Below are 26,945 nucleotides of genomic sequence, written 5' to 3'. Positions count from 1 at the left end.
AGATACGCAAAAGTTCGGTAAAATAGATTGAATACGAAAGTCCGTGCACACCGCACGGCGGGAAAGGGCTATGCGATGTTTGGCTTTATCCGTCCGGTGAAGGCCGAGCTGCGGGTGAAGGAGGCTGACCGTTTTCAGCAGGTTTACTGCGGCTTATGCCACGCGATCCGCGCAGAATACGGCAGATTTTACACCTTGTTTTTAAGCTACGATATGACGTTTTTTGCACTTGTTGCAGGAAGTGAGGAGGCGGAGACTGCTCCGCCGTGCAGAAAACGATGCGACGCTTCTCCGTTTCGGCGGAAAAGCTGCGCCGAGACAGACGATGCACTTCGTCTGGCGGCGGACGCGAGCATCCTGCTGACCTATCACAAGTTTCAGGATGATCTGGCGGACGAAAAGGGCGCGAAACGCGCGCTTGCGGCGCTGCTGTGCCGCCTCGGCCGCCGCGGCTATGAGAAGGCGCGCGCACGCATGCCCGAAGCGGACGAGGACATCCGGCAGGCACTCGAGGATCTGCGCCGTCTGGAGGCGGAACGCTGCCCGTCCATGGACCGTGCGGCGGATACGTCCTCGCGCATGACAGCTGCCGTTGTGCCGCGCACCGGAGACACCCGCGAGCGTATTCTGCACCAGATGTTCTATCAGATCGGCAGATGGATCTACCTTGTCGATGCGGTGCAGGACATCCAAAAGGATATGGAAGAGAACAGCTACAATCCGGTCGTTCTGCGGTATGAACTGCAAACGCCGGACATCTCTGCGGTAAGGGAACCGCTCGAGCGCACGCTCGAGCGCTCACTGGCGGATATCTGCATGGCATTTGACCTGCTGAGTCCCCGGAGAGATGCGGACCTGATCCGCAATATCATTTTTCTTGGTATGCCGACCGTTACCCGACAGGTACTGAACGGCACCTACCAGACGAACGAAGGAAGGGGCAAACATGGATCCCTATAAAGTGCTCGGTGTAACACCGCAAACGAGTGATGATGACGTCAAGCGCGCGTACCGTGAGCTGGCGCGCAAGTATCATCCGGATAACTATGTAAACAATCCGCTGGCAGATTTGGCCGAAACCCGCATGAAGGAGATCAACGAAGCGTACGACATGATCATGAACGAACGCAGGAATCCGGCGGGAGGCAGCAGCGGACAGCAGCAGAGCTATGGCGGCGCATACAACGGACAGCAGTACGGCGGCTATCAGCAGCGCACCTACACCGGTGCGAATGCCGCGCTGTACAGTCAGGTGCGGCAGGCCATCAATCAGGGCAACCTCGGCATGGCGGAGGCGCTGCTGCAGAGAGCCGCAGGACGGGATGCGGAGTGGTTCTATCTGACCGGCACGGTGTACTACCGCAAGGGCTGGTACGATGAGGCCGCCCGCGCGTACACGCAGGCGTGTCAGATGGACCCGAACAACGCGGAGTACCAGCACGCGCTGCAGAATCTCCATCTGTCCGGCGGCTACGGCGGCTACCGGCCCATGCAGGAGACAAGCATGTGCGACTGCTGTGTGCAGACGCTCATCTGCAACTGCTGCCTGAACATGTGCTGCGGCGGAGGCGGCTGCTGATATGAGCACGCGCGAGATCGCCCGCGGCGGACTTCTGGCAGCGGCGGCCACGGCGTGGCTGTATTTCGGCGGTGTGATGCCGCAGATCGGACCGGCGGCCTGCCTGATAGCAGGTGTGGCCTCAGCGATACCGCTGCTGCGCCGCGCGAACGTAAAAACGGCTGTGCTGCTGTACCTCGTCACCTCGGTGCTGGGACTGCTGCTGACACCGCGCAAGCTGATCGCGGCGGCCTATGTGCTGCTGTTCGGCCTGTACCCGATCGTGAAATATCTGATCGAGTGCCGTCTGCCGGTTTTCACGCAGCTGAGCGGCAAGCTGGCGTATTTTAACATTGTGCTGGTGCTCGCGGCTGTTCTGGTAAGCTGCGGTCTGTTTCCGCAGCTGGAAATGCCGGGTATTTTCCGGCTTGCCGGACTGTGGATCGCGGCAAATATCGGCTTTATTGTATATGATATCGGGCTGTCAAAGGTGATCGCGCTGCTGCGCCGCACCCTGCCGCCCGAATAAGAAGGGAAAGAGATATCTATGAAGAGTATGACCGGCTACGGACGTGCCAAGCAGGAGCTGCACGGCAGAACCATCACAGCAGAGCTGCGTGCGGTCAACCACCGCTATCTGGACTGCACGGTAAAGGCTCCGCGTCAGTACGGCTTTCTGGATGATGCCGTGAAAAAAGCCGCCGCGGCGCGCATTGCACGCGGCAAGGTTGAGGTTTACATCGGCGTGGAGACGCAGGAGGGCGGCGACATTGCGGTTACGGTGAACCATGCGGTCGCGGAGCACTATCTGGCGGCGCTGCATGAGCTGGCCGACAGGTACGGTCTGCGCGACGACGTGAGCGTGATGAGTCTGGCGAAGCTGCCGGACGTGCTCGGCTCCGAGCGCATCGAGCAGGACGCGGACGAGATGACCCGCGATGTGCTGTCCGTCTTTGGCGAAGCCTGCGACAATTTCGACGAAATGCGTACCCGCGAGGGTGCTAAACTGGCTGAGGATGTGCGAAACCGCGCGTCCGAGATCGAGCGCATGGTCGGTGAGGTGGAGGTCCGCTCGCCGGAGCGCGTGCGCGAGTACCGCGAGAAGCTGCTCGCCCGCATGAAGGAGGTGCTGGCGGATACGTCCATCGACGAGACCCGCATCGTCACCGAGGCGGCCATCTACGCGGACAAGACCGCCGTGGACGAGGAAACCGTGCGTCTGCGCAGCCATCTGCAGCAGCTGGACGGCATGCTGAATGAGGTCAAGCCGGTCGGCCGCAAGCTGGATTTCCTTGTGCAGGAAATGAACCGCGAGACCAATACCATCGGCTCCAAGGCAAACGATGTGTCCATGGCGCAGATCGTGGTCAATATCAAGAGCGAAATTGAAAAAATCCGCGAACAGATTCAGAATATCGAGTAATTTACAGTATATCGAGGAGTGAGGTCAGCGATGAAGCTCATCAATATCGGATTTGGCAATATGGTCGCTTCGTCGCGGCTGATCGCCATTGTCAGCCCGGAATCCGCACCGGTCAAGCGCACCGTGCAGGAGGCCCGCGACCGCGGCATGGTCGTGGACGGCACCTACGGCAGACGCACCCGCGCTGTACTCATCATGGACAGCGACCATGTGGTGCTCAGTGCTCTGCAGCCGGAGACCGTTGCGGCTCGTTTTGCGGGCGAGACCGAGGAAGGAGAACCAGAAGATGCGTAAGGGAACGTTGTATGTATTCACCGGACCGTCCGGTGCAGGCAAGGGCACCGTGCTGTCCAGGCTGCTGAGCGAGGACGAGAAGCTGTTCTTCTCGATCTCCGCGACGACCCGTGCGCCGCGTCCGGGCGAAAAGGACGGCGTACAGTATTATTTCCTCACGAAAGAGGACTTTGAGGCGAAGATCGCCGCCAATGCGTTCCTCGAGCACGCGAAGTACGTTGATAACTACTACGGCACGCTGGAGGCTCCGGTGAACGAAAAGCTGGAGGAAGGCTGCGATGTTATCCTCGAGATCGAGGTGCAGGGCGCGATGCAGGTGCATGAAAAGCGTCCGGATGCCGTGATGGTGTTCATTGCGCCGCCGTCGTTCGAGGAGCTGGCCAACCGTCTGCGCGGACGCGGCACCGAGGACGAAGCCAAGGTGCAGAAGCGTCTGGAAACGGCGAAGGGCGAGCTTGCGCAGCAGGATAAATTCGATTACGTCGTCGTAAACGACACGGTGGAGCGTGCGGTTGAAGAATTGCACGGCATTCTCGCCAAGCGTCGATAAGCGACATTATATAAACAGAAACTTTCATAAAATAAAACTATATCTGGTAAATAAGGAGAACTGATTACTATGCTGAACCCTTCTATGCAGGAACTGATGAAACGAGTAGGCAACCGCTATCTGCTGGTAAACCTGGCAGCGCAGCGTGCCCGCGATATTGCCGATGAGGCAGAGGAAAAGGGCGAGCCGCTGCCGGACAAGGCTGTTAAGCTGGCGCTCGATGAGATCGCAGCCGGCAAGATCGTTTACCGTCCGGGTCCGCGTGTGGAGACTGCCATTCCGCAGAACAATGCCATTGCAGCCGCTATGGTTGACGTGGACGACACCCTTGATCTGGATGAGGACGAGGAGCACACCGACTCCGAGGCTGACGAGGACAAGGATGAGAATGCGGACGAGGTGCGCCGCCTGAACGAGTTTGATGACGGCTCTCTGAGCGACGGTGACATTCCGGAGGAGGACCTCTAAGCCATGCGTTTTGCAGGGAAAACGGTCGTTCTGTGCGTGACGGGCGGCATTGCGGCCTATAAAGCTGCCGATCTCACCAGCAAGCTGCACCAGAACGGCGCGACTGTCCATGTGCTGATGACCGAGTCCGCGACTCAGTTTATCGCGCCGATGACGTTTGAAACACTGTCCGGCAACCGCGCGGTCGTGGATACGTTCGACCGCAGCTTTCCGTGGGAGGTGGAGCACATTTCGCTCGCGAAGGCCGCTGACGTGTTTGTTATCGCACCCGCGACCGCCAACGTCATCGCCAAGGCGGCGCACGGCATCGCGGACGACATGGTGACGACCACGCTGCTTGCCACTAAGGCGCCGGTCGTTGTCGCTCCCGCGATGAACACCGGCATGTATGACAATCCGGTGACGCAGGAGAATCTCGCTGCGCTGAGAAAGCGCGGCTTCCACATCATCGAGCCGGACGCAGGTCACCTCGCCTGCGGCGACAGCGGACGCGGCAAGCTGCCGGACACGCCGACGCTCCTCTGGGGCATTGAAAAGGCGCTGACCGAGCAGGATCTGGCAGGCAGGCACGTTCTTGTCACCGCCGGTCCGACACAGGAGGCCATGGACCCGGTTCGGTTCCTGTCCAATCACTCCACCGGCAAAATGGGCTACGCGATCGCGGCTCGCGCAGCCATGCGCGGCGCGGACGCAACGCTTGTTTCCGGACCGACCGCACTCGATACGCCGCACGGTGTCACGCGTGTGGATATTGTTTCCGCGCGGGATATGTACGACGCGGTGACGAGCCGCGCACCCGAGCAGGATTTCATCATCAAGGCTGCCGCCGTCGGTGATTACCGTCCGGCGCAGACAGCGGATGAAAAGCTCAAAAAGGGTGACGGCGAGATGAATATCGAACTGACCCGCAATCCGGATATTCTCGCCGCACTCGGCAAGGATAAAAAGCCGGGACAGCTGCTGTGCGGCTTTGCGATGGAAACGCAGAACCTTCTGGACAATGCCGAGAGCAAGCTGCGCCGCAAGAACTGCGATATGCTCGTGGCGAATTCGCTGCGCGATAAGGGCGCGGGCTTCGGCACGGATACCAATGTGGCTACCTTGCTGTTCAAGGACGGACACAGAGAGACCCCGCCGATGATGAGCAAGGAAGATCTGGCGGACCTGATTCTCGATAGACTTCTCTCGATGAGTAATTGAGAATTGAGAACGGAAAATAGAGAATTAACGTCATGTTTTCCGTTTATCCGCAACCGATGAAAACAATGCAGTAGGGCGTGACGACCCCGGCACGCCGTATGGAACGGTATGCACCGATTGACAGCGGCGCGCCGAGTCGTACCCCAGGGCACCTTCTCTTGCGGCGTTGCCGCAATTCACCTTGTCGCGCCCTACGATAAACTGCAAGCGACGATAAAAGAAGAAGCGAAAGGTTGTGAGTCTATGGCGGAAAAAATCTGTGCAGTCGCTGTGGATGCAGCGACCTACGCCATCGACAAGCTATACTCTTACCGTGTGCCGGACGAGCTGCGGGAACAGGTGCAGATCGGCACCCGCGTTCTCGTGCCGTTCGGCTTTGGCAATAAACGGGCGGAAGCGGTGGTGCTCGCCTTCCGAGAGGATGCGGGCGAGTTCAAACTCAAGCCCATCGTGGAGGTGCTGGACGAAACGCCGATTCTGACCGCCGAGCAGCTGAGACTCGCGGCGTGGATGCGGGAAAGATTGTACTGCACCTACTTCGACTGTGTACACGCCATGCTGCCCGCCGGATTGTGGTTCAAGCGAAACGAGACGTACACGCTCGCGCCGGACGCGGATTTGGCGGCTCTGCGGGAGCGGGACGGCGAAGCCGGTCAGGTGCTGGCGCTGTTTGAGCAGCCGGGACAGACGCTCTCGGTGAGCGAGATACGCGATCGGCTCGGCAAAGGCGCGGGACAGACGCTGGACGCGTTGGCAGGCGAGGGAATCCTCGTCTACCACAGCAATACGGCGCAGAAAACCGGTGATAAGACCGAAAAAATGCTCCGTCTGGACATGGAAGCGAGTGAAGCCATGTCGCATATCAGCCGCCGCAGTCCGGCGCGGATGGACGTGGTGTCGCTGCTGTCGGACGGCGGTACGATGAGCCAGAAGGAAATCGTCTACATGACCGGCGTGAGCGACGCTGCGCTGCGCGACATGACGAAAAAGGGCATCCTCCGCGCGGAATACGAGGAAGTGCTGCGCGCACCGGACTTTTCCGAGGTGCCGCGCACCGCGGCTCCGGTGCTTTCGGCGGCGCAGCAGCAGGCGTATGACGGCATGGCGGCGCTCATGGACGAAAACGCGCCTCGTGCGGCGCTTCTGTTCGGCGTGACCGGCAGCGGCAAGACGCAGGTATACCTGCAGCTGATCGCGCACGCGCTCGAGCAGGGAAAGAGCGCCATTGTGCTCGTGCCCGAGATCGGACTGACACCGCAGCTTCTGCGGCAGTTTGCGGCTCGTTTTGGCGAAGAAGTCGCGGTTCTGCACTCGGCGCTGTCCGCCGGTGAGCGGTACGACAGCTTCAAGAAGATAAAAACCGGCAGAGCAAGGGTGGTCATCGGCACACGCTCGGCGGTGTTCGCGCCCGCGAAGAACCTCGGCGTTATCATCATCGACGAGGAGCAGGACGCGGCGTACCGCTCGGAGCAGTCGCCGCGCTACCATGCGCGGGATGTGGCAAAGTACCGGGCGGCGCAGACGGACGCGCTGCTCGTGCTCGGCTCGGCAACACCGTCTGTGGAAACCTATTACGGCGCAAAACAGGGAAAATATCCGGTTTTCACGCTCACAGAGCGGTTTCTCGGTGCCGGACTGCCTGAGGTCATCATCTCGGACATGCGCGGTCTGGCACGCGAGGGACGGAGCGGCATTATCGGCCCGAATCTGGAACGCGAGCTTATCAGCACGCTCGAAAAGGGCAAACAGGCCATCCTGTTCCTCAACCGGCGCGGCAACAGCCGCGTGATCGGCTGCGGCGTGTGCGGCTGGGTGCCCGAGTGCCCGTCCTGCTCGACCACCATGACCTACCATTCGGTGTCCGGCCGCGCGATGTGCCACTACTGCGGCGCATCTGTCAAGATAACCGGCAAGTGCCCGTCCTGCGGCAGCACGAGCCTGTTCACCGAAACGCCCGGCACGCAGAAGCTGGAGGAGGAGCTGCACGAGCGGTTTCCGTCCGCACGGGTGCTCCGCATGGACGCGGACACCATGACCGCCAAGGGCGCACACGAACGCCTGCTGAATCAATTCGGCAAAGGCGAAGCTGATATCCTCATCGGCACCCAGATGGTGACCAAGGGACTGGATTTTGAGAACGTCACGCTGGTCGGTGTGCTGGACGCAGACCAGAGCCTATATGCGCAGGACTACCGCGCACATGAGCGCACGTTTTCGCTCATCACGCAGGTGGTCGGCCGCGCCGGACGGCGATTTGACACCGGCCGCGCCGTGATCCAGACGTACAGCCCGCTGCATCCGGTCATCCTGACCGCCGCGCGGCAGGACTACGAGGCGTTCTACGAGAGCGAAATGCAGACGCGTGAAGCGCTTCGGTGCCCGCCCGTGTGCGACATCACCATGATAACCGCCGTCGGTGAACTGGAGCAGCAGGTGCTCAGCAGTCTGCTCGCGCTCAAAACACGCCTGCAGAGCCTGATGGAAGGGCAGTTTGCCGATGTGAAAGCACCCGTGCTCGGCCCCGCCGCGGCGCAGATGGTCAAGGTGATGGGACGGTATCGCTACCACCTCACCATCCGTGCGAAGGATTGTGCAAGATGGCGCAGGCTCATCTCGGGCGTGCTGCGGGAGTTTATGCAGGATGGTAAAAACCGGGGCGTTACCGTGTTCGCGGATTCCAATAATGAAATGTAGCAGTAATTGAGACCCCGGCAAAGAAGGTTAATTCAATGAGCAAATTTGTAATTCGCAAGGCAACAGAAAACGATGCAGAATCGCTTTTGAAGATTTACGAGCCTTACATAACGAATACAACCATCACGTTTGAATATGATGTGCCGACGGCTGAGGCGTTTGCGGGCCGTATCCGCGAAACGGCGGCTGCGTTTCCGTATCTCGTCTGCGAGTGTGACGGCGTTATCATGGGTTACGCCTACGCGCACCGCATTCGTGAGCGTGCGGCATACGACTGGGATGCGGAGCTGTCCATCTATCTGGCACAGAGCACCCACGGACACGGTGTGGGCACGACCGTGCTGGCGTGCCTGATCGACCTGCTCGAGCTGCAGGGGCTGCGCCACCTGTACAGCTGCGTTACCTTGCCGAACGAAAAGAGCATCCGCATGCAGCGCAGATTGGGCTTTGCGGACGCAGGCGTGTGGCACGACTCCGGCTGGAAGTTTGACGGCTGGCACGATGTGGCATGGCTGGAAAAACATATCGGCAGCGGAAAACCGCAGCCGGTGACGCCGTTTCCGGCGCTCGATGAGAAAAATATACAGGAATGTTTACAAAAATACATGGATAAGCTGAATCAAGTGGAGGAATAAAACAATGGCACTGAGAAAGATTTTGACCGAGGGCGACGAGCAGCTCTTAAAGCACAGCCGCAAGGTAGAGAAGTTTGACGACCGCCTGCATACGCTGATCGACGATATGCGTGAGACGCTCGAGAACTCCGGCGGCGTTGGTCTGGCAGCACCGCAGGTGGGAATCCTGCGCCGCGTTGTTGTGCTGCTGGATGTGAACAAGGAGCCGGAGGAGATGGTCGAGCTGGTAAACCCGGAAGTCATCGAGCAGAAAGGCTCCGAGCGCGTTGTCGAGGGCTGCCTGTCCGTGCCGGGCGTTTACGGCTATGTGACCCGTCCGACCTGGGCGAAGATTCGCGCACAGGACCGCAATGGCAACTGGTTCGAGCGTGAGGGCGAGGGCATTGTAGCGCAGTGCTTCTGCCACGAGACCGAGCATCTGGACGGTCATCTGTTCACCGAGAAGGTCGAGGAGTATATCGACCCGGAGGCAATGCAGGGTGGTGACGAGGAATAATGCGTATCGTATTCATGGGCACGCCGGACTTCGCCGTGCCGAGCCTGCAGGCGCTCATCGACGCCGGACATGACGTCTGCGCCGTGTACACGCAGCCGGATAAGCCGCAGGGCCGCAAGCAGATTCTCACTGCACCGCCGGTGAAAACGCTCGCACTCGAGCATGATATTCCGGTTTTCCAGCCGAATACCCTCAAAAATGAGGACGAGCAGGCGCGTCTGCGTGAGCTGGCACCCGAGGTTATCATCGTAGTGGCATACGGCAAGCTGCTGCCCAAGGCGGTACTCGATATCCCGCCGCACGGCTGCATCAACGTGCACGGCTCGCTGCTGCCGCGCTGGCGCGGCGCCGCTCCGATCCAGTGGGCGGTCATCGCGGGCGATGAAATGGCAGGCGTTACCACCATGCAGATGGCGGAGGGTCTGGACACCGGCGATATGCTGCTCACCTATGAGACCAAGGTCGGTGCGAAGGAGACCGCAGGCGAACTTTTCGACCGTCTGGCACAGTCCGGTGCGGAACTTTTGACCCAAACGCTCGTCAAATTAGATGAGATCACGCCGCGCCCGCAGGATGATGCGCAGAGCTGCTACGCCCATATGCTGGATAAGCAGATGGCGGTGATCGACTGGAACAAGTCCGCGCACGAGATCGACTGTCTGATTCGCGGCTTGAATCCGTGGCCGATCGCGCTGACCACGCTTTCCGGTGAAAGGCTGAAGGTGTTTGCCGCCGAAAAGGCAAACGGCAGGGGAGAGCCGGGCACGGTGCTCGAAGCTGACCCGAAAAAGGGCCTGACCGTGGCGTGCGGAGAGGACGCGCTCAAACTGACCGAGATTCAGTTGGTCGGCGGCAAACGCATGAAGGCTACGGACTTTCTGCGTGGGCACGCAATCGAAGTCGGCACTAAGCTGAATTGAGAATGAATAATGGAAAATGAATGTGCGGCGCATGCGCCGTTATTAAATCATCGTCCGTAGGGCGATATCGCTTTCAATTTTCCATTAAAAGCATCCGGAGGGATTTATTATGCCTTACTATGGATATTACGGAATTGACATGTACTACATCGTGCTGGTTCTGCCGTGCGTTTTATTTGCATTCTGGGCGCAGAACAAGGTAAACAGCACGTTTAACCGCTACTCGCGGGTGCAAAATCTGCGGGGACTGACCGGCGCACAGGCGGCGGAGGCGGTGCTGCGGTACAACGGCGTGTCCGGCGTGCGCATTGAGTACGTTTCCGGCAAGCTGACCGACCATTTTGACCCGAGAAGCAATGTTATTCGCTTATCGAGTGCGGTGTACTCGTCCACGTCGGTGGCGTCCATCGGCGTTGCCGCGCACGAGGCAGGGCACGCTGTGCAGTACGCCATCGGCTATGCACCGATCAAGCTGCGCGCGGCGATCATCCCGCTGACGCAGTTCGGCTCGATGGCGGCGATGCCGCTGCTGATCCTCGGCCTGCTCCTTAACACGAGCACGCTCGTCACGATCGGCATTGCGGCGTTCGGTCTTTCCACGCTGTTCCAGCTGCTGACCCTGCCGGTGGAGTTGGACGCGTCCCGCCGCGCTTTGCAGACCATTCAGCAGAACGGCCTGCTGACCGCAGACGAGTACCCGATGGCGAAAAAGACGCTCACGGCGGCGGCGCTGACCTATGTTGCCGCACTGGCGACCTCGCTGGCACAGCTGCTGCGTCTGGTGCTGATTTTTGGAGGAAGAGACCGAAATGATAGATAAACGCCCCAAAACACCGCGTGAGGTGGCGGCATTTTCGCTGTTTTCCATGGCAGAGGAGGCCGCCTGGTCGGACGGTGCGCTGCACCACTATTTATCCCGCGCGGGACTGGACAGCCGCGACGCGGCGCTGGCCTCGCGGCTGACCTACGGCACGGTGCAGAACCAAATTTTACTGGACTGGTACCTGCGGCACTTCTCGAGCGTGCGGCTGAAAAAGATCGCGCCGCGTGTGCTGGCGTGCCTGCGGATGGGTCTGTATCAGCTGATCCTGATGGACAAGATACCGGCGCATGCGGCGGTTGCCGAGACGGTCGCGCTGGTCAAGCACTACGGCCACGCAAATGACCGCACGGTCGCCTTTGCCAATGCGGTGCTGAGAAATGCCGCAAATGCGGCTCAAAACGGCTCTTTGCCGCGCCTGAACTGCCCGGATAAGGAAAGCTACTACGCGCTGCAGTACAGCCACCCGGAGTGGCTCGTGCGCCTGCTTTCCGAGCAGTACGGTCAGAAGCTGACGCAGAAAATCTGTCAGGCAGATAACGCGGACGCGCCGATTTCGGTGCGCGTGAACACGATGAAATGCACGCCTGCCGAGGCTCAGGCAGAGCTGGAAGCCGCCGGACTGACCGTGCAGCCGCACGAGGCGTTCCCGGAAATCCTGCTGTGCAGCGGCGGAGACGCAGCCGCGCTTCCGGCGTTTATAGAGGGCCGCGTGACCGTGCAGGACGCGGCAAGCGCACTCGCGGCGGCGGTCGCTGACCCGAAACTGGGCAGCACCGTGCTCGACTGCTGCGCGGCGCCCGGCGGCAAGAGCTTTGCCATGGCTGAAAAAATGCAGGGGAAAGGCAGCGTCACCTCGTGCGATATTTACGAGCACAAGCTGAAACGCATCCGCGACGGCGCAGCCCGCCTCGGACTGCCGAATATCCGCACCGAGCTGCAGGACGCCTCGGTCTGCCGCGAGGAGTGGAAGGACAGCGCGGACGTTGTGCTGTGCGACGTGCCCTGCTCGGGACTGGGCATTATCCGCAAGAAACCCGAAATCCGGTTCAAGAATCCGGACGAAATCCGGACTTTGCCGGAGATTCAGGCGAGAATCCTTGCAAACTGTGCACAGTATGTAAAGAAGGGCGGCACGCTCGTCTACTCGACCTGTACCATCCTGCAGCGGGAAAACGAGGACGTTGTCCGCGCGTTTCTCACCGAAAATCCGGAGTTTGAAGCGGTTTCGTGGACGCATCCGGTCTGCGGAGAGAGGGCAGACGGTATGGTGACGCTGCTGCCGCCCGTTCACAATACGGATGGATTCTTTATTGCGAAAATGCACCGGAAGTGATAGCGGAACTGTAGGGCGGGGCACCCCGCCCTACGGTATATCTGTTAAACGGTTATAATAAATTGACAATCGGCGGAACATTTCGCCATATAAGAAACAAGAGAAGATTTGAAGGAGAGACACATGATCGAAATCAAATCCCTTACAATAGATGAACTGAAAAGCGCTTTGAAGGAAATGGGCGAAAAGCCGTTCCGTGCGGGACAGATCTTCAAATGGCTTCACGAGGGTGTGGAGTCCTTTGAAGAGATGTCCAACTTATCCAAGGACTTACGGGCGCGTTTAGCGGAAAATTTTCTGCTGACCGTACCGGAAGTCGCCCGCAAGCAGGTGAGCCGCGTTGACGGCACGGTGAAATACCTATGGCGTCTGCGGGACGGCAACTGCGTGGAGTCCGTACTGATGCACTACGAGCACGGCGTGTCCGTCTGCGTTTCGACGCAGGTCGGCTGCCGGATGGGTTGCAAGTTCTGTGCCTCCGGTCTGAACGGACGCACGCGCAGTCTGTCCGCAGGCGAGATTCTGGACGAAATCCTGTTCATGCAGAAGGACAGCGGCGAAAAGGTCTCCAACATTGTGCTGATGGGCACCGGCGAGCCGCTCGATAACTACGACAACGTGCTCAAGTTCCTGCATCTGGTGAGCTGTCCGGAGGGAATCAACATCGGACAGCGCCATATCTCCTTGTCAACCAGTGGAATTGCTGATAGAATAGAGATGTTAGCACGGGAAAAGTTGCAGATCACGCTGTCTGTGTCGCTGCACGCGCCGGATGACGAAACACGCTCATCCATCATGCCGGTGAACGACGCGTATCCGGTCGAGCGCCTGATGAAGGCGTGCCGTTACTATTTCGACACCACCGGACGGCGCATTTCCTATGAGTACATGATGGCGCGCGACAAGACCGACCGCCCGTGGCAGGCCGACCTGTTGGCGAAGCTGCTCAAGGGCCGTCCGGCGCACGTCAACCTCATTCCGCTGAATGAGGTGGCGGAAAGCCCGCTGAAACCGTCCAGACCGGAAACCGTCCGCAAGTTCCAGCAGGCGCTCGAGAGGCGCGGCGTTACCGCGACTGTAAGGCGCAAGCTGGGTCCGGATATTGACGCGGCGTGCGGTCAGCTCCGTCAGCGGCAGCTGAAGGAGGACGGTAAGAGCAGTTCTCGTGATTAACTTGAATATTCTCACATATAAACACAATCGAAGGAGGTTGTGAAATGGAATATTTCGGCTTGACCGATAAGGGACGGGTGCGCCCGACCAATCAGGATATTTTTCAGATCGAAGCGCGGGAGGACAACCGGACCGCGCTCCTCGTCGTGTGCGACGGCATGGGCGGCGCAAATGCGGGCAACGTAGCCAGCCGCTTTGCCGCGCAGAGCTTTATCGAGTCGGTGGGTGACGCTTTAAGCGGCACGCTGGACGAAACGGCTCGGCAGAACCTGCTGACGCAGGCGCTCAAGCAGGCGAACGAGACGGTTTTCTCTCTGGCGGGCAGGCAGCCGGAGTTCCGCGGCATGGGCACGACCCTGGTTGCCGCGCTCATTCAGGGCGACTGCGCGACCGTTATCAACGTGGGCGACAGCCGCGCGTACCGCTTTGACGGCGAAGCCATGCACCAGATCAGCGAGGACCACTCCTATGTGGAGGAAATGCGCCGCCGCGGCAAGATCACCGAGGCGGATGCGCGCACCCATCCGCAGAAAAACCTCATCACCCGTGCGGTAGGCGTGGAGCCGTATGTCGAAGGCGACCTGTTTGAGGTGCGCCTGACCGAAAAGGACATGCTGCTGCTCTGCTCGGACGGTCTGACCGGCATGGCGGAGGACAGCCGGATCGCGGAGGTGCTGGCAAACGCGCCGACGCTCGAGCTGGCCGGTGACGCGCTGCTGCAGCTGGCGCTTGACGGCGGCGGCCGCGACAACATCACCGTTGCGCTGTTCACCCTCGGTAAAAAGCAGGGAGCGTGACGGACTATGGATAAATATATCGGCAGTATGCTCGGCGGACGCTATCAGATTGAGGAAATCGTCGGCGTCGGCGGCATGGCGGTCGTTTACCGGGCGCGGGATACCATTCTCGGGCGCGATGTGGCACTCAAGGTGCTCAAAAAGGAGTTTGCGGAGGACCCGGATATCCGCAAGCGGTTCTCCATTGAGTCGCGCGCCGTTGCCAAGCTGAGCCACCACAATATTGTTTCCGTGTTCGACGTCGGCAGCGAGGACGGCACGGATTATATCGTTATGGAGCTGATCGAGGGCATCACCCTCAAGCAGTATCTGCAGCGCAAGGGCCATCTGTCGTGGGAGGAGACCATTTTCTTCGCTGAGCAGGTTGCCCGCGCACTCATGCACGCACACTCGCGCGGCATCATCCATCAGGACGTTAAGCCGCAGAACGTTATCATTCTGCGGGACGGTACGGCAAAGCTGACCGATTTCGGCATTGCCTCGTTCGCTGCCGCGCAGGAGACCCGCGTGGTGCAGGAGGCCATCGGCTCGGTGCACTATATCTCGCCGGAGCAGGCCAAGGGCAGCAAGATCGACTACCGCACCGACCTGTACTCGCTCGGCGTGATGATGTACGAAATGCTGACCGGCAAGCTGCCGTTTGAGGGCGAAACCGCGCTTCAGATCGTCATGCAGCACATCAATGAGGTGCCGATCATCCCGAGCGCGTTTGTGCCGGGCATTCCCAAGGGCATGGACGACATTGTCATGCACGCCATGAGTGCGCACATCAGCCGCCGGTATGAATCCGCGGAAAAGATGTACGAGGACATGGAGGTGCTCCGCTCGGACCCGAACGCACGCTTCCACTATGTGGCAAGCGAGGATAACTCGGGCGAGACGCAGATCATCGGTGCGGACATTCAGCGTGCGGCGCGCCGCAGTGCGGCAGAGCATGAAGCCGCTTCCGTTGAGGGCGCAGCTGCGCCGCGCACCCGCACCCGCACGCAGACCCAGACCCGCACCCGCACCGGTTTCCGCAAAAAAGAGCAGGATGAGCCGAACGGCTTTTTTGAAAAGCTGGCCGAACGGCCCGGGATGGCGGTCGGCATGGCGGTCGGCGTGATTGCGGTGATCAGTCTGCTGCTGGTCGGCATTCTGATGCTCACCGGCAGCAGCGACAAGTCGGAGAAGATTATCGTGCCCGACCTCATCGGGCGCAATATCGACGAAGTGCTGGCCGACCCGGATATAACCGACAACTTCACGGTAAAGGAAGCAACCGAACGGCAGGAATCCGACCGTCCGGTCGGTGAGATACTCGAGCAGGACCCGGACGGCGACGGTAAGAAAAAGGCAACCAAGGGTACGATCATCACGGTAACGGTGTCCTCGGGCGGCGAAAACGTCAAGGATACCTACAAGGTGATCGACTTTACCGGCAAGACGCTCGATTATGTACAGGCGGCGCTGGCATCGCACGACATCAAGTGCGAGGTTGTTGAGGAATACAGCGACGACGTGGAGGAAGGCAAGGTAATCCGCACCGACCCGGAGGCGGGCGCTGAGCTGGAAAAGGGCGCGACGCTGACCGTCTATATCAGCAAGGGCAAGCAGAAGGACGATAACGAAAACGTTGCTGTGCCCGGTTTGCTCGGCATGACAAAGGATGATGCGGAAAAGGCCCTGACGGAAAAGGGTCTGTCCATCGGCTCGGTGAACGAGGTCGAGAGCACCGCTGAGGCCGGTTCGGTCGTATGGCAGTCGCAGGATGCGGGCGCGGAGGTCGCAAAGGGCACTGTCGTCAACATCCAGATCTCCAAGGGCAAGAGCACATCGAACAATAACTCGCCGGATAATAACAGCGGCGGCAATTCCGGCGGTCAGGACAACGGCGATGGCGACTACGACGATACGCCGAGCCTCGGCAGTGCGACCATTCCGGTTTCGCTGCCGGACAACACGGATACCGCGCATGTTATCATCTATGTGGACGGCGTGATCCAGTATGACGACACCTGCAGCACGAGCGGCGGCAGCACGTCCATCTCGGTGAGCGGCTCGGTGGGCGACCATGATGTTACGGTCAGCGTGGACGGTTCGACTACCTCGCAGACGTACACATTCAGCTAAGAAATTACGTTCAAAGCGTAAAAACGGAGGAATTAAGTTTGATCGAAGGGATCATTCTGAAGGGCATCGGCGGTTTCTACTATGTGGATACCGCCGAGGGTCTCATTGAATGCAAAGCACGCGGACGGTTCCGCAAGACCGTGGGCAAGCCTATCGTCGGGGACCGTGTGACGCTGGAAATCCAGCCGGAGGACGGCACCGGCTATCTGCAGACGATCACGCCGCGCAAGAACAGCCTGATCCGGCCGGCTGTGGCGAATCTGGATCTGGTCGTTGCCGTGGCGAGCGCGGCACCGCCGGTGACCGACCCGTTCCTGATCGACAAGGTAACGGCGATCGCGGTGCACAAGAACATGGACGCACTGGTCGTCATCAACAAGACGGACGCGAATCCGGGTGACGAGCTGTATGAAACCTACCGCAGGAGCGGCATCGAGGTGCTGCGCGTGAGCGCGCACACCGGCGAGGGCATTGACGCACTGCGCGAGCGCATCCGCGGCAGGGTGAGCGCGTTTGCGGGCAACTCGGGTGTCGGCAAGTCGAGCGTGCTCAACCGTCTGGACAGCTCGTTCGGCGCTGAGGTCGGTGCGATTTCGGATAAGATCGGCCGCGGCAAGCACACCACCCGTCATGTGGAGCTGCACCCGATCGAAGGCGGCGGCTATATCGCGGACACGCCCGGCTTCTCCTCGTTTGAGACCGAGCAGATGGATTTGGTTCTTGCCGAGGATCTGCAGTATGCGTTTCCGGAGTTCGAGCCGTACATCGGGCAGTGTAAATTTACCGGCTGCGCGCATGTCAAGGAGAAGGGCTGCGCCATCCTTGCGGCGGTGGAAAACGGCGAAATTGCGAAAACCCGTCATGAAAGCTATGTAAAGCTGTACGAAAGTGTAAAGGATCTGAAGGAATGGGAACTTACCAAGGGCGGCACGCGCTGATTTTTGCGGCTGCACCGGAAACCGATTACGGTTACATCCGCGCGTTTCTGCGCGAGCATCCGGACGCGCTCGTTGCGTGTGCGGACGGCGGCCTGCGGCATGCGCGGGCGCTCGGTCTGCACCCGGATTTCATGATCTCCGACCGGGATTCCATGACCGAGGTAGAGGGCGACGATGTGATCCTGCTGAGACCTGAGAAGGACGACACGGATTCGCAGAGCTGTCTGCGGGAGGTGTTCCGCCGCGGCTGCCGCGAGGCGACGCTCGTGTGTGCGACCGGCGGGCGCATCGACCATATGCTGGCAAATCTCTCGCTGCTTGAGGAAGCAAAGACGCTCGGCGGTCACCTGACCATTCTCGATCCGTACAACCGCGTCGAGCTGCATCAGGGCGGACGGCAGGAATTCATCATGCCGGAGACGTTTACCTACTTCTCGGTCGTGCCGATGGACGCGGTGCTCGAGGGCGTGACCATCGAGAATGCAAAATATGAATTAACGAACGGCACGGTTACCCGTGTCGGCATGATCTCCACCTCGAACGAGGCAAAACCGAACAGCCGCTTTGCCGTCACGATTGAACGGGGAACGGCTCTGATTATCTTCTCGCGCGACCGTGTTTTGTGAAAATTCCACACCTGACCCGCCAATATCGGCGGGTTTTTTTATTGTGTCGATTTTGCAATTTATTAAGTCAGGACTTGCAAAAATAAGTTCGCAGGCATATAATAAAAACACATGATAACTGATGAGAGATATAAGGGAGTGCTGAGCATGGCATTGAAGCCGATTTCCAAGATTGCAGCAGGTGTGCAGGCGTCCACGACGCTGGCCATTGATTCGCTGTTCAAGCAGATGAAGGCAGAGGGCAAGGACGTTGTCGGCTTTGGTGCCGGTGAGCCGGATTTTCCGACGCCGGAGCACATCAAGCAGGCCGGTATTGAGGCCATTGAGAACAACCAGACCAAGTACACGCCGGCAGCCGGTCTGATGGACCTGCGCAAGGCAGCCTGCTACCGTCTGAAGGAGGACTGCGGTCTGGACTACGAGCCGACACAGATCGTCGTTGCTTCGGGTGCAAAGCACTCGGTTTATATCGCGCTGATGACGCTGTGCAACCCGGGCGATGAGGTCGTTATCGCGGCTCCGTATTGGGTAAGCTACTCCGAGATGGTAAAGCAGGCAGGTGCAATCCCGGTCATCGTAGCCGCAACCGAGGAGGCGGACTTCAAAATCACCGCAGAGCAGCTGGACGCCGCCATCACCGACAAGACCAAGGTGTTCATGCTGAACTCTCCGTCCAACCCGACCGGCATGGTATACACCAAGGCCGAGCTGGAGGCGATCGCTGAGGTTTGCTGCCGCCATAACATCTATGTTATCGCGGATGAGATTTACTGCAACCTTGTATATGATAACAATGAGTTCGTTTCCTTCGCTTCTCTGGGCGAGGACGTGAAGGAGCGCACCATTCTGGTCAACGGCGTATCCAAGAGCTACGCGATGACCGGCTGGCGTATCGGCTACAGCGCGTCCAATCCGCAGCTGGCCAAGGTGATGGCGAACTACCTGAGCCACTCCACCTCTGCACCGTCCACCATTTCCCAGCAGGCGGCCATCACTGCACTGACCGGCCCGCAGGAGGATATGCAGGTGATGAAGCAGGCGTTCGAGCAGCGCCGCGACCATCTGGTAGAGCGCATGAACCAGATCGAGGGCGTTTCCTGCATCAAGCCGGAGGGCGCGTTCTATGTTATGATGAACATGACCGGCTTCCTCGGCAAGACCATGTACGGCAAGGTCATCGAGAGCGCCGAGGACTTCGCGCAGCTGTTTCTTGAGAAGGGTCTGGTCGCGACCGTTCCGTGCACCGCATTTGCCGCGCCGGGCTTCATCCGCTGGAGCTATGCGACCTCGCTCACCGAGATTGACAAGGGTCTCGACCGCCTCGAAGCGTTTATCAAGAACGCGTAAGCATTCGTAATTCCGAGCAGCACTCTGAAAAGGGTGCTGCTTTTTGTTTTCTGCACCGACCCTCTGGGGCACTTGAACCGCGCAGGCGGTGCAGGAAAAAGGGAAGGACGCAAAATCTAACGGCGAAACCGCTGCAAACTTTGTTTATTGCTACAAGATAGCGCAAAACCGGTCGGTTTTGCTTGAAATGACCGGTGCAAAGTGTTAAACTAAAATCGGACTGTTATGGAAGATTAGATACCATCCAAGTCCGTTATTTCGTTATAATTTGGATAAAATACACACCGGAAAGGACGAATAACATGAACAACGTGTACGAAAGCCCGCTTTCTTCGCGCTACGCTTCCAAGGAGATGCTCTACACCTTCTCCTCGGATATGAAGTTCTCCACCTGGCGTCGGCTGTGGCTGTCGCTGGCTAAGGCGGAGCGGGCGCTCGGTCTGCCGATCACGCAGGAGCAGGTGGACGAGATGGCCGCGCACCTGACCGACATCGACTATGATGTGGCCCGTCAGCGCGAGAAGGAGGTACGCCATGACGTTATGGCGCACGTTTACACCTTCGGCAAGGCGGCTCCCAAGGCGGCCGGCATTATCCACCTCGGCGCTACCAGCGCGTATGTCGGCGACAATACCGACATCATCCAGATCCGCGAGGGTCTGCTGCTGGTTCGCAAAAAGCTGGCGACCGTACTGGACAAGCTGGCGCAGTTCGCGGATGCGCACAAGTCCCAGCCGACCCTCGGCTTCACCCACTTCCAGCCCGCACAGCTGACCACCGTCGGCAAGCGCGCTACCCTGTGGATGAACGAGCTGCTGATGGATTTGAATGAGGTAGAATACCGCATCGAAAACCTGCGCATGCTCGGCAGCAAGGGCACGACCGGCACGCAGGCGTCCTTCATGGAGCTGTTTGACGGCGACGAGAGCAAGGTTAAGGAGCTTGAGAAGCGCATTGCCGATGATTTCGGCTTTGCAGGCGTGGTTCCGGTCTCCGGCCAGACCTACTCCCGCAAGATCGACGCACAGACGCTCGCAACGCTCGCCGGTATCGCAGAATCCGCTTCCAAGTTCGCAACCGACCTGCGTCTGCTGCAGCACCTGAAGGAAGTAGAGGAGCCGTTCGAGAAGAACCAGATCGGCTCGTCCGCCATGCCGTACAAGCGCAACCCGATGCGTTCCGAGCGTATCTGCGCACTGGCGCGCTACGTCATCTGCGACAGCCTGAACCCGGCGTTCACCTCGGCTACCCAGTGGTTCGAGCGCACGCTCGACGACTCTGCGAACAAGCGCATTTCTGTGCCGGAGGCATTCCTTGCCGTTGACGCAATCCTCAACATCATGATCAACGTCGTTTCCGGTCTGGTCGTTTACCCGAAGGTCATCGAGGCGCACGTTATGAACGAGCTGCCGTTCATGGCAACCGAGAACATCATGATGGACGCCGTAAAGCGCGGCGGCAACCGTCAGGACCTGCACGAGCGCATCCGCGAGCACTCCATGGCTGCGGGCAAGCGCATCAAGGAGGAGGGCCTCGAGAACGATATGGTTGACCGCATTGCCGGCGACCCGATGTTCGGCATGACCCGTGAGCAGATCCTCGAGCACCTCGACCCGTCCGCTTACATCGGCCGCTGCCCGTCTCAGGTAGATGAGTTCCTGAGCGAGTGTGTTCGTCCTGCCATTGCACCTTATCTGACTGGCGAAGATGTAAAGGTTGAGATTAACCTGTAAACCGGAAAGTTTATCCCTGAAATTGACAGATATCCCGCTCACGCGGGATATTCTGCCGCTTATGCGTCAATGGCGCATAAATGTTGCACAATTCATGCAGAATGATTGACTTTTTGGCTATTATGCTGTATACTAAATCAGTTGTGTAACAAAAAAATTAAAGGAGGCACTTGCAAGTGAAAAAGAGTGTAACTTCCTTTATCGCGGTCATGCTGATCATCATTTTCCTCGGCGTGACGGCGGTAACAGGAGTGTACATTCCGGGCGGCTGGACCATGCCGTTCCGGAACACGGCAACGTCCGACACGTCTGCGACGGATACGAGCGATACCTCGTCTACCGACAGCAGCGCAGACAAGGCGGACAACAAGGCAGACAGCACGAATGCGTCTGCTGACACCTCTGCTGACTCGGCTTCGACCGATTCCGCAGACACTACAGACTCCGGTCTGAAGGCCATCATCCCGAGCGTACTCGATACCGACAACGGTATCCGTCTGGGTCTGGATCTGGTCGGCGGCTCCCGTATCGTATACGAGGCCGAAATCCCGGACGGCTACGACACCAACAACCTATCCGACGACATGAACTCGGTACAGAAGGTCATCCGTCAGCGACTGACCGGTAAGGGCTTTACCGAGGCTACCGTATCCCTCAGCGGCGACAACCGCGTAACGGTCGAAATCCCGCAGATCACCAACCCGGAGGAGGCCGTACAGACCCTCGGCACCACCGCACAGCTCACCTTTGTTGATGCTGACGGCAAGGAGTGGCTGACCGGCTCTGACGTTAAGAAAGCTACTTACGGCTATGGCCGCCCGACCGGCAACGAAGTTGCGGATACCCATTATGTAGAGGTACAGTTTACCTCTGAGGGCAAGCAGAAGTTTGCTGAAGCGACCGAGAGCATCGCGGCCCGCACTGACGGCACCAACGTGATGGCTATCGTCATGGACGATCAGGTTATTTCCGCACCGTCCGTTTCTTCCAAGATCGACAGCGACAGCTGCGTAATCTCCGGCTCGTTCACCCGCGACAGCGCGACCGAGCTGGCAAACCTCATCAACGCAGGTCAGATTCCGTTCTCGCTCAAGCAGGTAGAGCTTCGCTCTGTCGGCCCGCAGCTGGGCGCAGACGCGATGAGCTCCAGCCTGAAGGCAGGTATGATCGGTCTGATCCTCGTTATGCTGTTCATGATCATCATGTACCGCGTTCCGGGCGTTGTTTCCTGCTTCGCTCTGTGCTTCTACATGGTTATCGAGGCGCTGCTGTTCAGCGTTATCCGCGTAAACCTGTCCCTGCCGGGCATCGCAGGTATCATCCTGTCCATCGGTATGGCGGTTGACGCAAACGTCATTATCTTCGAGCGCATCAAGGAGGAAATGGCTGCCGGCAAGACCGTCAAGAGCGCCATCGACTCCGGCTTCAAGCGTGCGTTCACCGCAATTCTGGACTCCAACATCACCACCCTGATCGCGTGCGGCGTGCTGTTCTTCCTCGGCACCGGCACGATCGTCGGCTTCGCTACCACGCTGGGCATCGGTGTTATCGTGTCCATGTTCACCGCGCTGACCATCACGCACTTCCTGCTCAACCGCATGGTTGATTTCCACATCCGCAATCCGAAGGCTTACGGCCTGCGCGAGCGCAAGGAAGAGAAGAAGCATTTCCCGATCCTCAAGAACTTCAAGATCTTTGGCGGTATCTCTGTCGTACTGGTCGCTACCGGCCTTGTCGCGCTGATCCTGCTGCCGTTCGGCAAGAACCTGTTCAACCTGAGCATCGACTTTGCCGGCGGTACCGAGATGGAGTTCAACATGCATACCGCTGTTACGCAGGATATCCAGACCGAGGTCAGCGATCTGTTCAAGGACGCAACCGGCGTGGACGCATCCTCTGTAACCTCCTCCGGTGACGGCAACGAGGACGTGCTGATCCGCTCCACCTCGATCGATTCCGAGCAGCGTGCTGCCGTGATCGACAAGATGCTGGAGAAGTACAGCCTTGCCGATACCGATATCCTCAACAACAACGACGTATCCGCTTCTGTCGGCAGCGACCTGCAGCGTTCGGCATTCCTCTGCTCGATCCTTGCAATCCTGCTGATGCTGTTGTACATCACCTTCCGCTTCGAGCTGACCAGTGGTCTGGCTGCGATCTGCTGCCTGGTTCACGACCTGCTCGTTATGCTGAGCGTTTACGTTCTGCTGCAGATTCCGCTCGACAGCAACTTCATCGCTGCTGCACTGACCATCCTCGGCTACTCCATCAACGCGTCCATCATCGTATTCGACCGCGTTCGTGAGAACCTGCGCACCGCGCGCAAGGAGCCGTTTGAGGTCATCGGCGAGAAGAGCATCTGGCAGACCATGGGCCGTACCATCAACACCACGCTTACCACGCTGTTCACCATCGGCATGGTATACATTCTCGGTGTTCCGTCGCTCAAGCAGTTCACCCTGCCGCTGATCGTCGGTATCCTGGCCGGCGGCTGGTCGTCCGTTATGCTGTCTACCGGTCTGTGGGGCTTCTTCCGTAAGAAGTTCCGCCGCCGTCGCAAGATCTAACGACTATCGAAAAGGCACCCGTTCGGGTGCCTTTTTTGCGTCCGGCTGAGCGGGGCACTCGAACTGCCGGTGCTGAAAAAAGCTGCCGCCCTGTCAGGGGCGAACCCGCCTGCGGCAGTTCGAGTACCCCGCACAGCCGGTGCAGAAAAGAAGCCGCCCGGAGGGCAGGAAAAGGTGCCGCTTTATCACAATAAAAAATTGACTTAACAGCACCGCGCGTAGTATAATAACAGCAGACAGATAACAAACCACGCGCGTGAAGCGGTGTTCACAAGGGGGAAGTACGATGAAGTGCCCATTTTGCAGCTTTGAAGACAGCAAGGTCGTGGACTCCCGTCCGACGGACGAGGGTACCAGCATCCGCCGCCGACGTGAATGTCTCCACTGCGGAAAACGCTTTACCACCTACGAAACGGTGGAGCGAATGCCGCTTATGCTGATCAAGCGCGATGGCACGCGGCAGGCGTACGACCGACAGAAGCTGCTCAACGGTCTGGTGAAGGCTTGCGAGAAACGCCCGGTTTCGCTGATGCAGATGGAACAGATCGTCGATTACGTCGAGCAGAAGCTGTTCAGCTCGCTCGAAAGCGAGGTCTCCAGCAAGGTCATCGGTGAGCTTGTCATGGAGCAGCTGCGTAAGGTTGATGAGGTCGCGTATGTGCGGTTTGCCTCGGTCTACCGCCAGTTTAAGGACATCAACACCTTTATGGAAGAGCTGAACACGCTCCTCAAAGATAAATAATTCGGCGGGTATGGCGCAGGCTGTACCCGTTTTCATTTCGGCAGAAAGAAGGCAGATTTATGGACGAACGGCTGCAGAAACAGCTGGATTTCATTCTTGAGATCGACAAGGAGAAGAACATTTTCCGGCAGACGCATCTCTCCGGCCACGGCCGCCGCGAGAACGACGCCGAGCACGCATGGCACATGGCCATCATGGCGTATCTGCTGCAGGAATATTCCAACGAGCCGGTGGATGTGGCGCGGGTCATGCTCATGTGCCTGCTGCACGATGTGGTGGAGATTGACGCAGGTGACACCTACGCCTACGACGCCGACGGTCTGCAGACGCAGAAGACGCGCGAGGACGCGGCAAAGCAGCGCATTTATTCGCTCCTGCCGGACGACCAGAAGCACGAGCTGATGGCTGTTTTTGACGAATTTGAGGCCGATGAGACCGCCGAGGCGCACTTTGCCCACGCGATGGACAATCTGCAGCCGCTCCTGCTCAACAACAGCAACGGCGGCAGCGACTGGGCTGACCACGATGTGACCGCCAAGCAGGTCTACGGCCGCCAGAGCCGCACGGAGAAAGGCTCGGCGTACCTGTATGAGCTGACGGATAACATTCTGCAGGCGAACATCAAAAAGGGTGCGCTCAAAGAAAAATAAAAAAATTTCGATCGAGTTGACCATTCGTGGTCAATTTTCGCCGCCGAACGGCGTATGGGTGCAGGCACTTATGCGAAGCAAGGAGGTGAAAACGTGTCAGCTGAGATCATCATTGCGGGACTGAGCCTGCTGGGGACGCTGGCGGGCACGGCCGGCGGCATTATCGTCTCCGGCAAGCTGGTCAATTACCGCATCGAGCAGCTTGAAAAGAAGGTCGAAAAGCACAATAACCTCATCACCCGAACCTTCAGGCTGGAGCAGGCAGTCGCGCTGCTGGACGAGCGTGTCCGCGTGGCTAACCACCGCATCAGTGATTTAGAAAAGGAGGAAGTCGAGTGAACTGGAAGGTGCGGCTTAGGAATCCGGTATTCTGGGTGCAGATCGTCGTGAGTGCGTTCGCCGCGGTGCTGGCGTATGCCGGTCTGACCGCCGCTGACCTCACCACCTGGGAGAGCGTCGGCGCGCTGCTCTGCAATGCGGTGCGCAATCCGTATTGCCTGTTCCTTGTGCTGTCGAGCGTGTGGAACGCCGTCAATGACCCGACAACTAAGGGTGTCGCGGACAGCGAACGGGCAAGGCAGTATACCATTCCGCAGAAGTAAACAGAAAAAAACCTCTCATAGAGTAATGCCAGCTTAACTTACTGACATTGCTCGTTTGAGAGGGTTTTTTCTTACAGAATCTCTTTCAGCGCGGCGATAAGCTTATCCATCTGCTCATCCGTGCCGACGGTGATACGCAGGTAATTATCAATGCGCGGCAGCTTGAAATAGCGGATAAAGATACCCTTTTCGCGCAGGGCGGCGAAGATATCCGGCGCTTTCTTGTTCGGATGGGTGACAAACAGAAAGTTTGTCAGCGACGGCAGTACGGTAAAGCCGAGCGCTCGCAGCGCCTCCGCCGAGCGGTCACGGGTGGTGCAGACCTTACGACAGGTCTGCTGGAAGTAATCCTCGTCACGGATGGATGCCTCACCGACAGCAAGTGCGATCGCGTCCATCGTGTACGAGTTGTACGAGTTTTTAACCGCCTCGAGCGTGGAAATCAGCGTCTCCGAGCCGAGTGCGTAGCCGATGCGCATGCCCGCGAGCGAGCGCGACTTGCTGGTTGTCTGCACGATGAGCAGGTTTTCGTACTTGCCGAGCAGCGGAACCGCGCTCTGCGCGCCGAAGTCCACATACGCCTCGTCGATGATGACAACGCAGTCCTGATTGTGCTGCAGCAGGTCCTCGAGGAACTCGAGCGTTACGCCGCGGCCGGTCGGCGCGTTCGGGTTCGGCAGCACGATACCGCCGTTCGGCTTGTCGTAATCACGCACATTGACGCAGAAATCCTCGTCGAGCGGCATGTTTTCGTACGGAATGCGGAACAGATCGCACCACACCGGATAGAACGAGTAGGTGATGTCCGGATAGAGAATGGGCTTGTCCGAGCAGAAGAACGACTGGAACGCTAGCGCGAGCACATCATCCGAGCCGTTGCCGAGGAATACCTGCGACGGCTGCAGGTCAAACCGCTCTGCGATAGCGGTTTTGAGTGCTTTCGCGTTCGCATCCGGGTAAATCGCAAGTTTTGCGGCGTCAAACGTGCGCAGAACCTCGGTCACGGACGGCGCGGGCGGGTACGGGTTCTCGTTGGCGTTCAGCTTGATGATATTGTCGGTTTTCGGCTGCTCGCCCGGCACATACGGGTCGATCTTGCGCAGCTTATCGAGAAAAGGCTTGTCCATGGGGAGACCTCCTGTGTTCGTTTTCTTTGATGGGGATAGTTTATCATAATAAAGCGATAAAGTCAAGAGGGTTTGTCGATAACGAAAATTTATGATATAATTCATAACATATGAACGATAATCGTAGGGCGCGACGA

At 58.7% G+C, this 26,945-nt stretch carries 27 protein-coding genes; 26 read left to right on the top strand and 1 reads right to left on the bottom strand.

The window, feature by feature from the left end; translation table 11 throughout:
• The first annotated feature begins 27 nt into the window (after positions 1-27).
• From DW088_RS11550 to DW088_RS11425, 26 genes are all read left to right on the top strand, one after another.
• A complete protein-coding gene (locus DW088_RS11550; RefSeq protein WP_147356566.1) occupies positions 28-960 on the top strand; it encodes a DUF5685 family protein in 933 nt (310 codons plus the stop codon).
• A complete protein-coding gene (locus DW088_RS11545) occupies positions 947-1,579 on the top strand; it encodes a J domain-containing protein (RefSeq protein WP_110435122.1) in 633 nt (210 codons plus the stop codon). Before DW088_RS11550 ends, DW088_RS11545 begins: the two co-directional genes overlap by 14 nt.
• A 1-nt stretch (position 1,580) precedes the next feature.
• Positions 1,581-2,087: a hypothetical protein gene (locus tag DW088_RS11540; RefSeq protein ID WP_118360830.1), complete on the top strand. Its 507-nt coding sequence runs from the start codon at positions 1,581-1,583 to the stop codon at positions 2,085-2,087.
• Between the two features lie 18 nt (positions 2,088-2,105).
• Entirely contained in the window at positions 2,106-2,981 is an 876-nt protein-coding gene (locus DW088_RS11535; protein WP_110435120.1) for a YicC/YloC family endoribonuclease, read from the top strand.
• A gap of 30 nt (positions 2,982-3,011) precedes the next feature.
• On the top strand, positions 3,012-3,275 hold the full coding sequence (locus DW088_RS11530; RefSeq protein ID WP_110435119.1) for a DUF370 domain-containing protein: 264 nt from the start codon (positions 3,012-3,014) through the stop codon (positions 3,273-3,275).
• Entirely contained in the window at positions 3,268-3,825 is a 558-nt protein-coding gene (gene gmk / locus DW088_RS11525; RefSeq protein WP_118360829.1) for a guanylate kinase, read from the top strand. Before DW088_RS11530 ends, gmk begins: the two co-directional genes overlap by 8 nt.
• 69 nt (positions 3,826-3,894) lie before the next feature.
• Positions 3,895-4,293: a DNA-directed RNA polymerase subunit omega gene (rpoZ, locus tag DW088_RS11520; protein WP_118285692.1), complete on the top strand. Its 399-nt coding sequence runs from the start codon at positions 3,895-3,897 to the stop codon at positions 4,291-4,293.
• Between the two features lie 3 nt (positions 4,294-4,296).
• Positions 4,297-5,493 carry a bifunctional phosphopantothenoylcysteine decarboxylase/phosphopantothenate--cysteine ligase CoaBC gene (coaBC, locus tag DW088_RS11515; protein ID WP_118360828.1) on the top strand — a complete coding sequence of 399 codons (1,197 nt, stop codon included), beginning with the start codon at positions 4,297-4,299 and terminating at the stop codon, positions 5,491-5,493.
• Positions 5,494-5,736: 243 nt separating this feature from the next.
• Complete coding sequence (priA, locus tag DW088_RS11510) at positions 5,737-8,187, top strand: replication restart helicase PriA (protein ID WP_118360827.1); 2,451 nt, start codon at positions 5,737-5,739, stop codon at positions 8,185-8,187.
• A 35-nt stretch (positions 8,188-8,222) separates the two neighbouring features.
• Positions 8,223-8,822: a GNAT family N-acetyltransferase gene (locus DW088_RS11505; RefSeq protein WP_118360826.1), complete on the top strand. Its 600-nt coding sequence runs from the start codon at positions 8,223-8,225 to the stop codon at positions 8,820-8,822.
• Between the two features lie 4 nt (positions 8,823-8,826).
• Entirely contained in the window at positions 8,827-9,318 is a 492-nt protein-coding gene (def, locus tag DW088_RS11500; protein WP_110435113.1) for a peptide deformylase, read from the top strand.
• Positions 9,318-10,238 carry a methionyl-tRNA formyltransferase gene (gene fmt / locus DW088_RS11495; RefSeq protein WP_118360825.1) on the top strand — a complete coding sequence of 307 codons (921 nt, stop codon included), beginning with the start codon at positions 9,318-9,320 and terminating at the stop codon, positions 10,236-10,238. Before def ends, fmt begins: the two co-directional genes overlap by 1 nt.
• 109 nt (positions 10,239-10,347) lie before the next feature.
• Positions 10,348-11,058 (top strand): zinc metallopeptidase, encoded by a 711-nt coding sequence (locus DW088_RS11490; protein WP_118360824.1) that lies wholly within the window; start codon positions 10,348-10,350, stop codon positions 11,056-11,058.
• Positions 11,048-12,394 carry a 16S rRNA (cytosine(967)-C(5))-methyltransferase RsmB gene (gene rsmB, locus DW088_RS11485; RefSeq protein ID WP_118360823.1) on the top strand — a complete coding sequence of 449 codons (1,347 nt, stop codon included), beginning with the start codon at positions 11,048-11,050 and terminating at the stop codon, positions 12,392-12,394. The genes DW088_RS11490 and rsmB overlap by 11 nt, the downstream gene beginning before the upstream one ends.
• Positions 12,395-12,517: 123 nt before the next feature.
• Positions 12,518-13,567 (top strand): 23S rRNA (adenine(2503)-C(2))-methyltransferase RlmN, encoded by a 1,050-nt coding sequence (rlmN, locus tag DW088_RS11480; protein WP_118360822.1) that lies wholly within the window; start codon positions 12,518-12,520, stop codon positions 13,565-13,567.
• A 44-nt stretch (positions 13,568-13,611) separates the two neighbouring features.
• Positions 13,612-14,364, top strand: coding sequence for a Stp1/IreP family PP2C-type Ser/Thr phosphatase (locus tag DW088_RS11475; RefSeq protein WP_118360821.1), 753 nt, complete (start codon positions 13,612-13,614; stop codon positions 14,362-14,364).
• 6 nt (positions 14,365-14,370) lie between these two features.
• Positions 14,371-16,476 (top strand): Stk1 family PASTA domain-containing Ser/Thr kinase, encoded by a 2,106-nt coding sequence (gene pknB, locus DW088_RS11470; protein WP_118360820.1) that lies wholly within the window; start codon positions 14,371-14,373, stop codon positions 16,474-16,476.
• A 38-nt stretch (positions 16,477-16,514) separates the two neighbouring features.
• A complete protein-coding gene (rsgA, locus tag DW088_RS11465) occupies positions 16,515-17,414 on the top strand; it encodes a ribosome small subunit-dependent GTPase A (protein ID WP_243029895.1) in 900 nt (299 codons plus the stop codon).
• The gene (locus tag DW088_RS11460) at positions 17,384-18,040 is read left to right on the top strand and encodes a thiamine diphosphokinase (protein ID WP_118360819.1); all 657 of its coding nucleotides are present in this window, start codon (positions 17,384-17,386) and stop codon (positions 18,038-18,040) included. Before rsgA ends, DW088_RS11460 begins: the two co-directional genes overlap by 31 nt.
• 147 nt (positions 18,041-18,187) lie before the next feature.
• Positions 18,188-19,387: a pyridoxal phosphate-dependent aminotransferase gene (locus DW088_RS11455; protein WP_199720433.1), complete on the top strand. Its 1,200-nt coding sequence runs from the start codon at positions 18,188-18,190 to the stop codon at positions 19,385-19,387.
• Positions 19,388-19,689: 302 nt separating this feature from the next.
• Entirely contained in the window at positions 19,690-21,120 is a 1,431-nt protein-coding gene (purB, locus tag DW088_RS11450; protein ID WP_110435104.1) for an adenylosuccinate lyase, read from the top strand.
• 176 nt (positions 21,121-21,296) lie between these two features.
• Positions 21,297-23,687 carry a protein translocase subunit SecD gene (gene secD, locus DW088_RS11445; protein WP_118360818.1) on the top strand — a complete coding sequence of 797 codons (2,391 nt, stop codon included), beginning with the start codon at positions 21,297-21,299 and terminating at the stop codon, positions 23,685-23,687.
• A gap of 286 nt (positions 23,688-23,973) precedes the next feature.
• The gene (gene nrdR / locus DW088_RS11440; protein ID WP_117488782.1) at positions 23,974-24,429 is read left to right on the top strand and encodes a transcriptional regulator NrdR; all 456 of its coding nucleotides are present in this window, start codon (positions 23,974-23,976) and stop codon (positions 24,427-24,429) included.
• Between the two features lie 59 nt (positions 24,430-24,488).
• Positions 24,489-25,079, top strand: coding sequence for an HD domain-containing protein (locus tag DW088_RS11435; protein ID WP_118360817.1), 591 nt, complete (start codon positions 24,489-24,491; stop codon positions 25,077-25,079).
• A gap of 93 nt (positions 25,080-25,172) precedes the next feature.
• Positions 25,173-25,418, top strand: a complete 246-nt coding sequence (locus DW088_RS11430; protein ID WP_117752359.1) for a hypothetical protein — start codon at positions 25,173-25,175, stop codon at positions 25,416-25,418.
• Positions 25,415-25,681, top strand: coding sequence for a phage holin (locus tag DW088_RS11425; protein ID WP_118285680.1), 267 nt, complete (start codon positions 25,415-25,417; stop codon positions 25,679-25,681). The genes DW088_RS11430 and DW088_RS11425 overlap by 4 nt, the downstream gene beginning before the upstream one ends.
• Positions 25,682-25,752: 71 nt before the next feature.
• Here the strand turns inward: DW088_RS11425 and hisC are convergent, their stop codons facing one another.
• The gene (gene hisC / locus DW088_RS11420; RefSeq protein ID WP_118360816.1) at positions 25,753-26,808 is read right to left on the bottom strand and encodes a histidinol-phosphate transaminase; all 1,056 of its coding nucleotides are present in this window, start codon (positions 26,806-26,808) and stop codon (positions 25,753-25,755) included.
• Between the last annotated feature and the right edge of the window lie 137 nt (positions 26,809-26,945).

It is taken from the genome of Butyricicoccus sp. AM05-1 (assembly GCF_003474415.1).
GTDB classification, from domain to species: domain Bacteria; phylum Bacillota; class Clostridia; order Oscillospirales; family Butyricicoccaceae; genus Agathobaculum; species Agathobaculum butyriciproducens.
Note: the sequence above shows the minus strand (reverse complement) of the source record. Positions and strands in the feature narration are given on the sequence as shown.

Excerpts from the sequence above, each read along its gene's own strand:
- DW088_RS11545 (WP_110435122.1), top strand. The coding sequence starts at position 947 with ATGGATCCCTATAAAGTGCTCGGTGTAACACCGCAAACGAGTGATGAT.
- DW088_RS11540 (WP_118360830.1), top strand. The coding sequence starts at position 1,581 with ATGAGCACGCGCGAGATCGCCCGCGGCGGACTTCTGGCAGCGGCGGCC.
- DW088_RS11535 (WP_110435120.1), top strand. The coding sequence starts at position 2,106 with ATGAAGAGTATGACCGGCTACGGACGTGCCAAGCAGGAGCTGCACGGC.
- DW088_RS11530 (WP_110435119.1), top strand. The coding sequence starts at position 3,012 with ATGAAGCTCATCAATATCGGATTTGGCAATATGGTCGCTTCGTCGCGG.
- gmk (WP_118360829.1), top strand. The coding sequence starts at position 3,268 with ATGCGTAAGGGAACGTTGTATGTATTCACCGGACCGTCCGGTGCAGGC.
- rpoZ (WP_118285692.1), top strand. The coding sequence starts at position 3,895 with ATGCTGAACCCTTCTATGCAGGAACTGATGAAACGAGTAGGCAACCGC.
- coaBC (WP_118360828.1), top strand. The coding sequence starts at position 4,297 with ATGCGTTTTGCAGGGAAAACGGTCGTTCTGTGCGTGACGGGCGGCATT.
- priA (WP_118360827.1), top strand. The coding sequence starts at position 5,737 with ATGGCGGAAAAAATCTGTGCAGTCGCTGTGGATGCAGCGACCTACGCC.
- DW088_RS11505 (WP_118360826.1), top strand. The coding sequence starts at position 8,223 with ATGAGCAAATTTGTAATTCGCAAGGCAACAGAAAACGATGCAGAATCG.
- def (WP_110435113.1), top strand. The coding sequence starts at position 8,827 with ATGGCACTGAGAAAGATTTTGACCGAGGGCGACGAGCAGCTCTTAAAG.
- fmt (WP_118360825.1), top strand. The coding sequence starts at position 9,318 with ATGCGTATCGTATTCATGGGCACGCCGGACTTCGCCGTGCCGAGCCTG.
- DW088_RS11490 (WP_118360824.1), top strand. The coding sequence starts at position 10,348 with ATGCCTTACTATGGATATTACGGAATTGACATGTACTACATCGTGCTG.
- rsmB (WP_118360823.1), top strand. The coding sequence starts at position 11,048 with ATGATAGATAAACGCCCCAAAACACCGCGTGAGGTGGCGGCATTTTCG.
- rlmN (WP_118360822.1), top strand. The coding sequence starts at position 12,518 with ATGATCGAAATCAAATCCCTTACAATAGATGAACTGAAAAGCGCTTTG.
- DW088_RS11475 (WP_118360821.1), top strand. The coding sequence starts at position 13,612 with ATGGAATATTTCGGCTTGACCGATAAGGGACGGGTGCGCCCGACCAAT.
- pknB (WP_118360820.1), top strand. The coding sequence starts at position 14,371 with ATGGATAAATATATCGGCAGTATGCTCGGCGGACGCTATCAGATTGAG.
- DW088_RS11460 (WP_118360819.1), top strand. The coding sequence starts at position 17,384 with ATGGGAACTTACCAAGGGCGGCACGCGCTGATTTTTGCGGCTGCACCG.
- DW088_RS11455 (WP_199720433.1), top strand. The coding sequence starts at position 18,188 with ATGGCATTGAAGCCGATTTCCAAGATTGCAGCAGGTGTGCAGGCGTCC.
- purB (WP_110435104.1), top strand. The coding sequence starts at position 19,690 with ATGAACAACGTGTACGAAAGCCCGCTTTCTTCGCGCTACGCTTCCAAG.
- nrdR (WP_117488782.1), top strand. The coding sequence starts at position 23,974 with ATGAAGTGCCCATTTTGCAGCTTTGAAGACAGCAAGGTCGTGGACTCC.
- DW088_RS11435 (WP_118360817.1), top strand. The coding sequence starts at position 24,489 with ATGGACGAACGGCTGCAGAAACAGCTGGATTTCATTCTTGAGATCGAC.
- hisC (WP_118360816.1), bottom strand. The coding sequence starts at position 26,808 with ATGGACAAGCCTTTTCTCGATAAGCTGCGCAAGATCGACCCGTATGTG.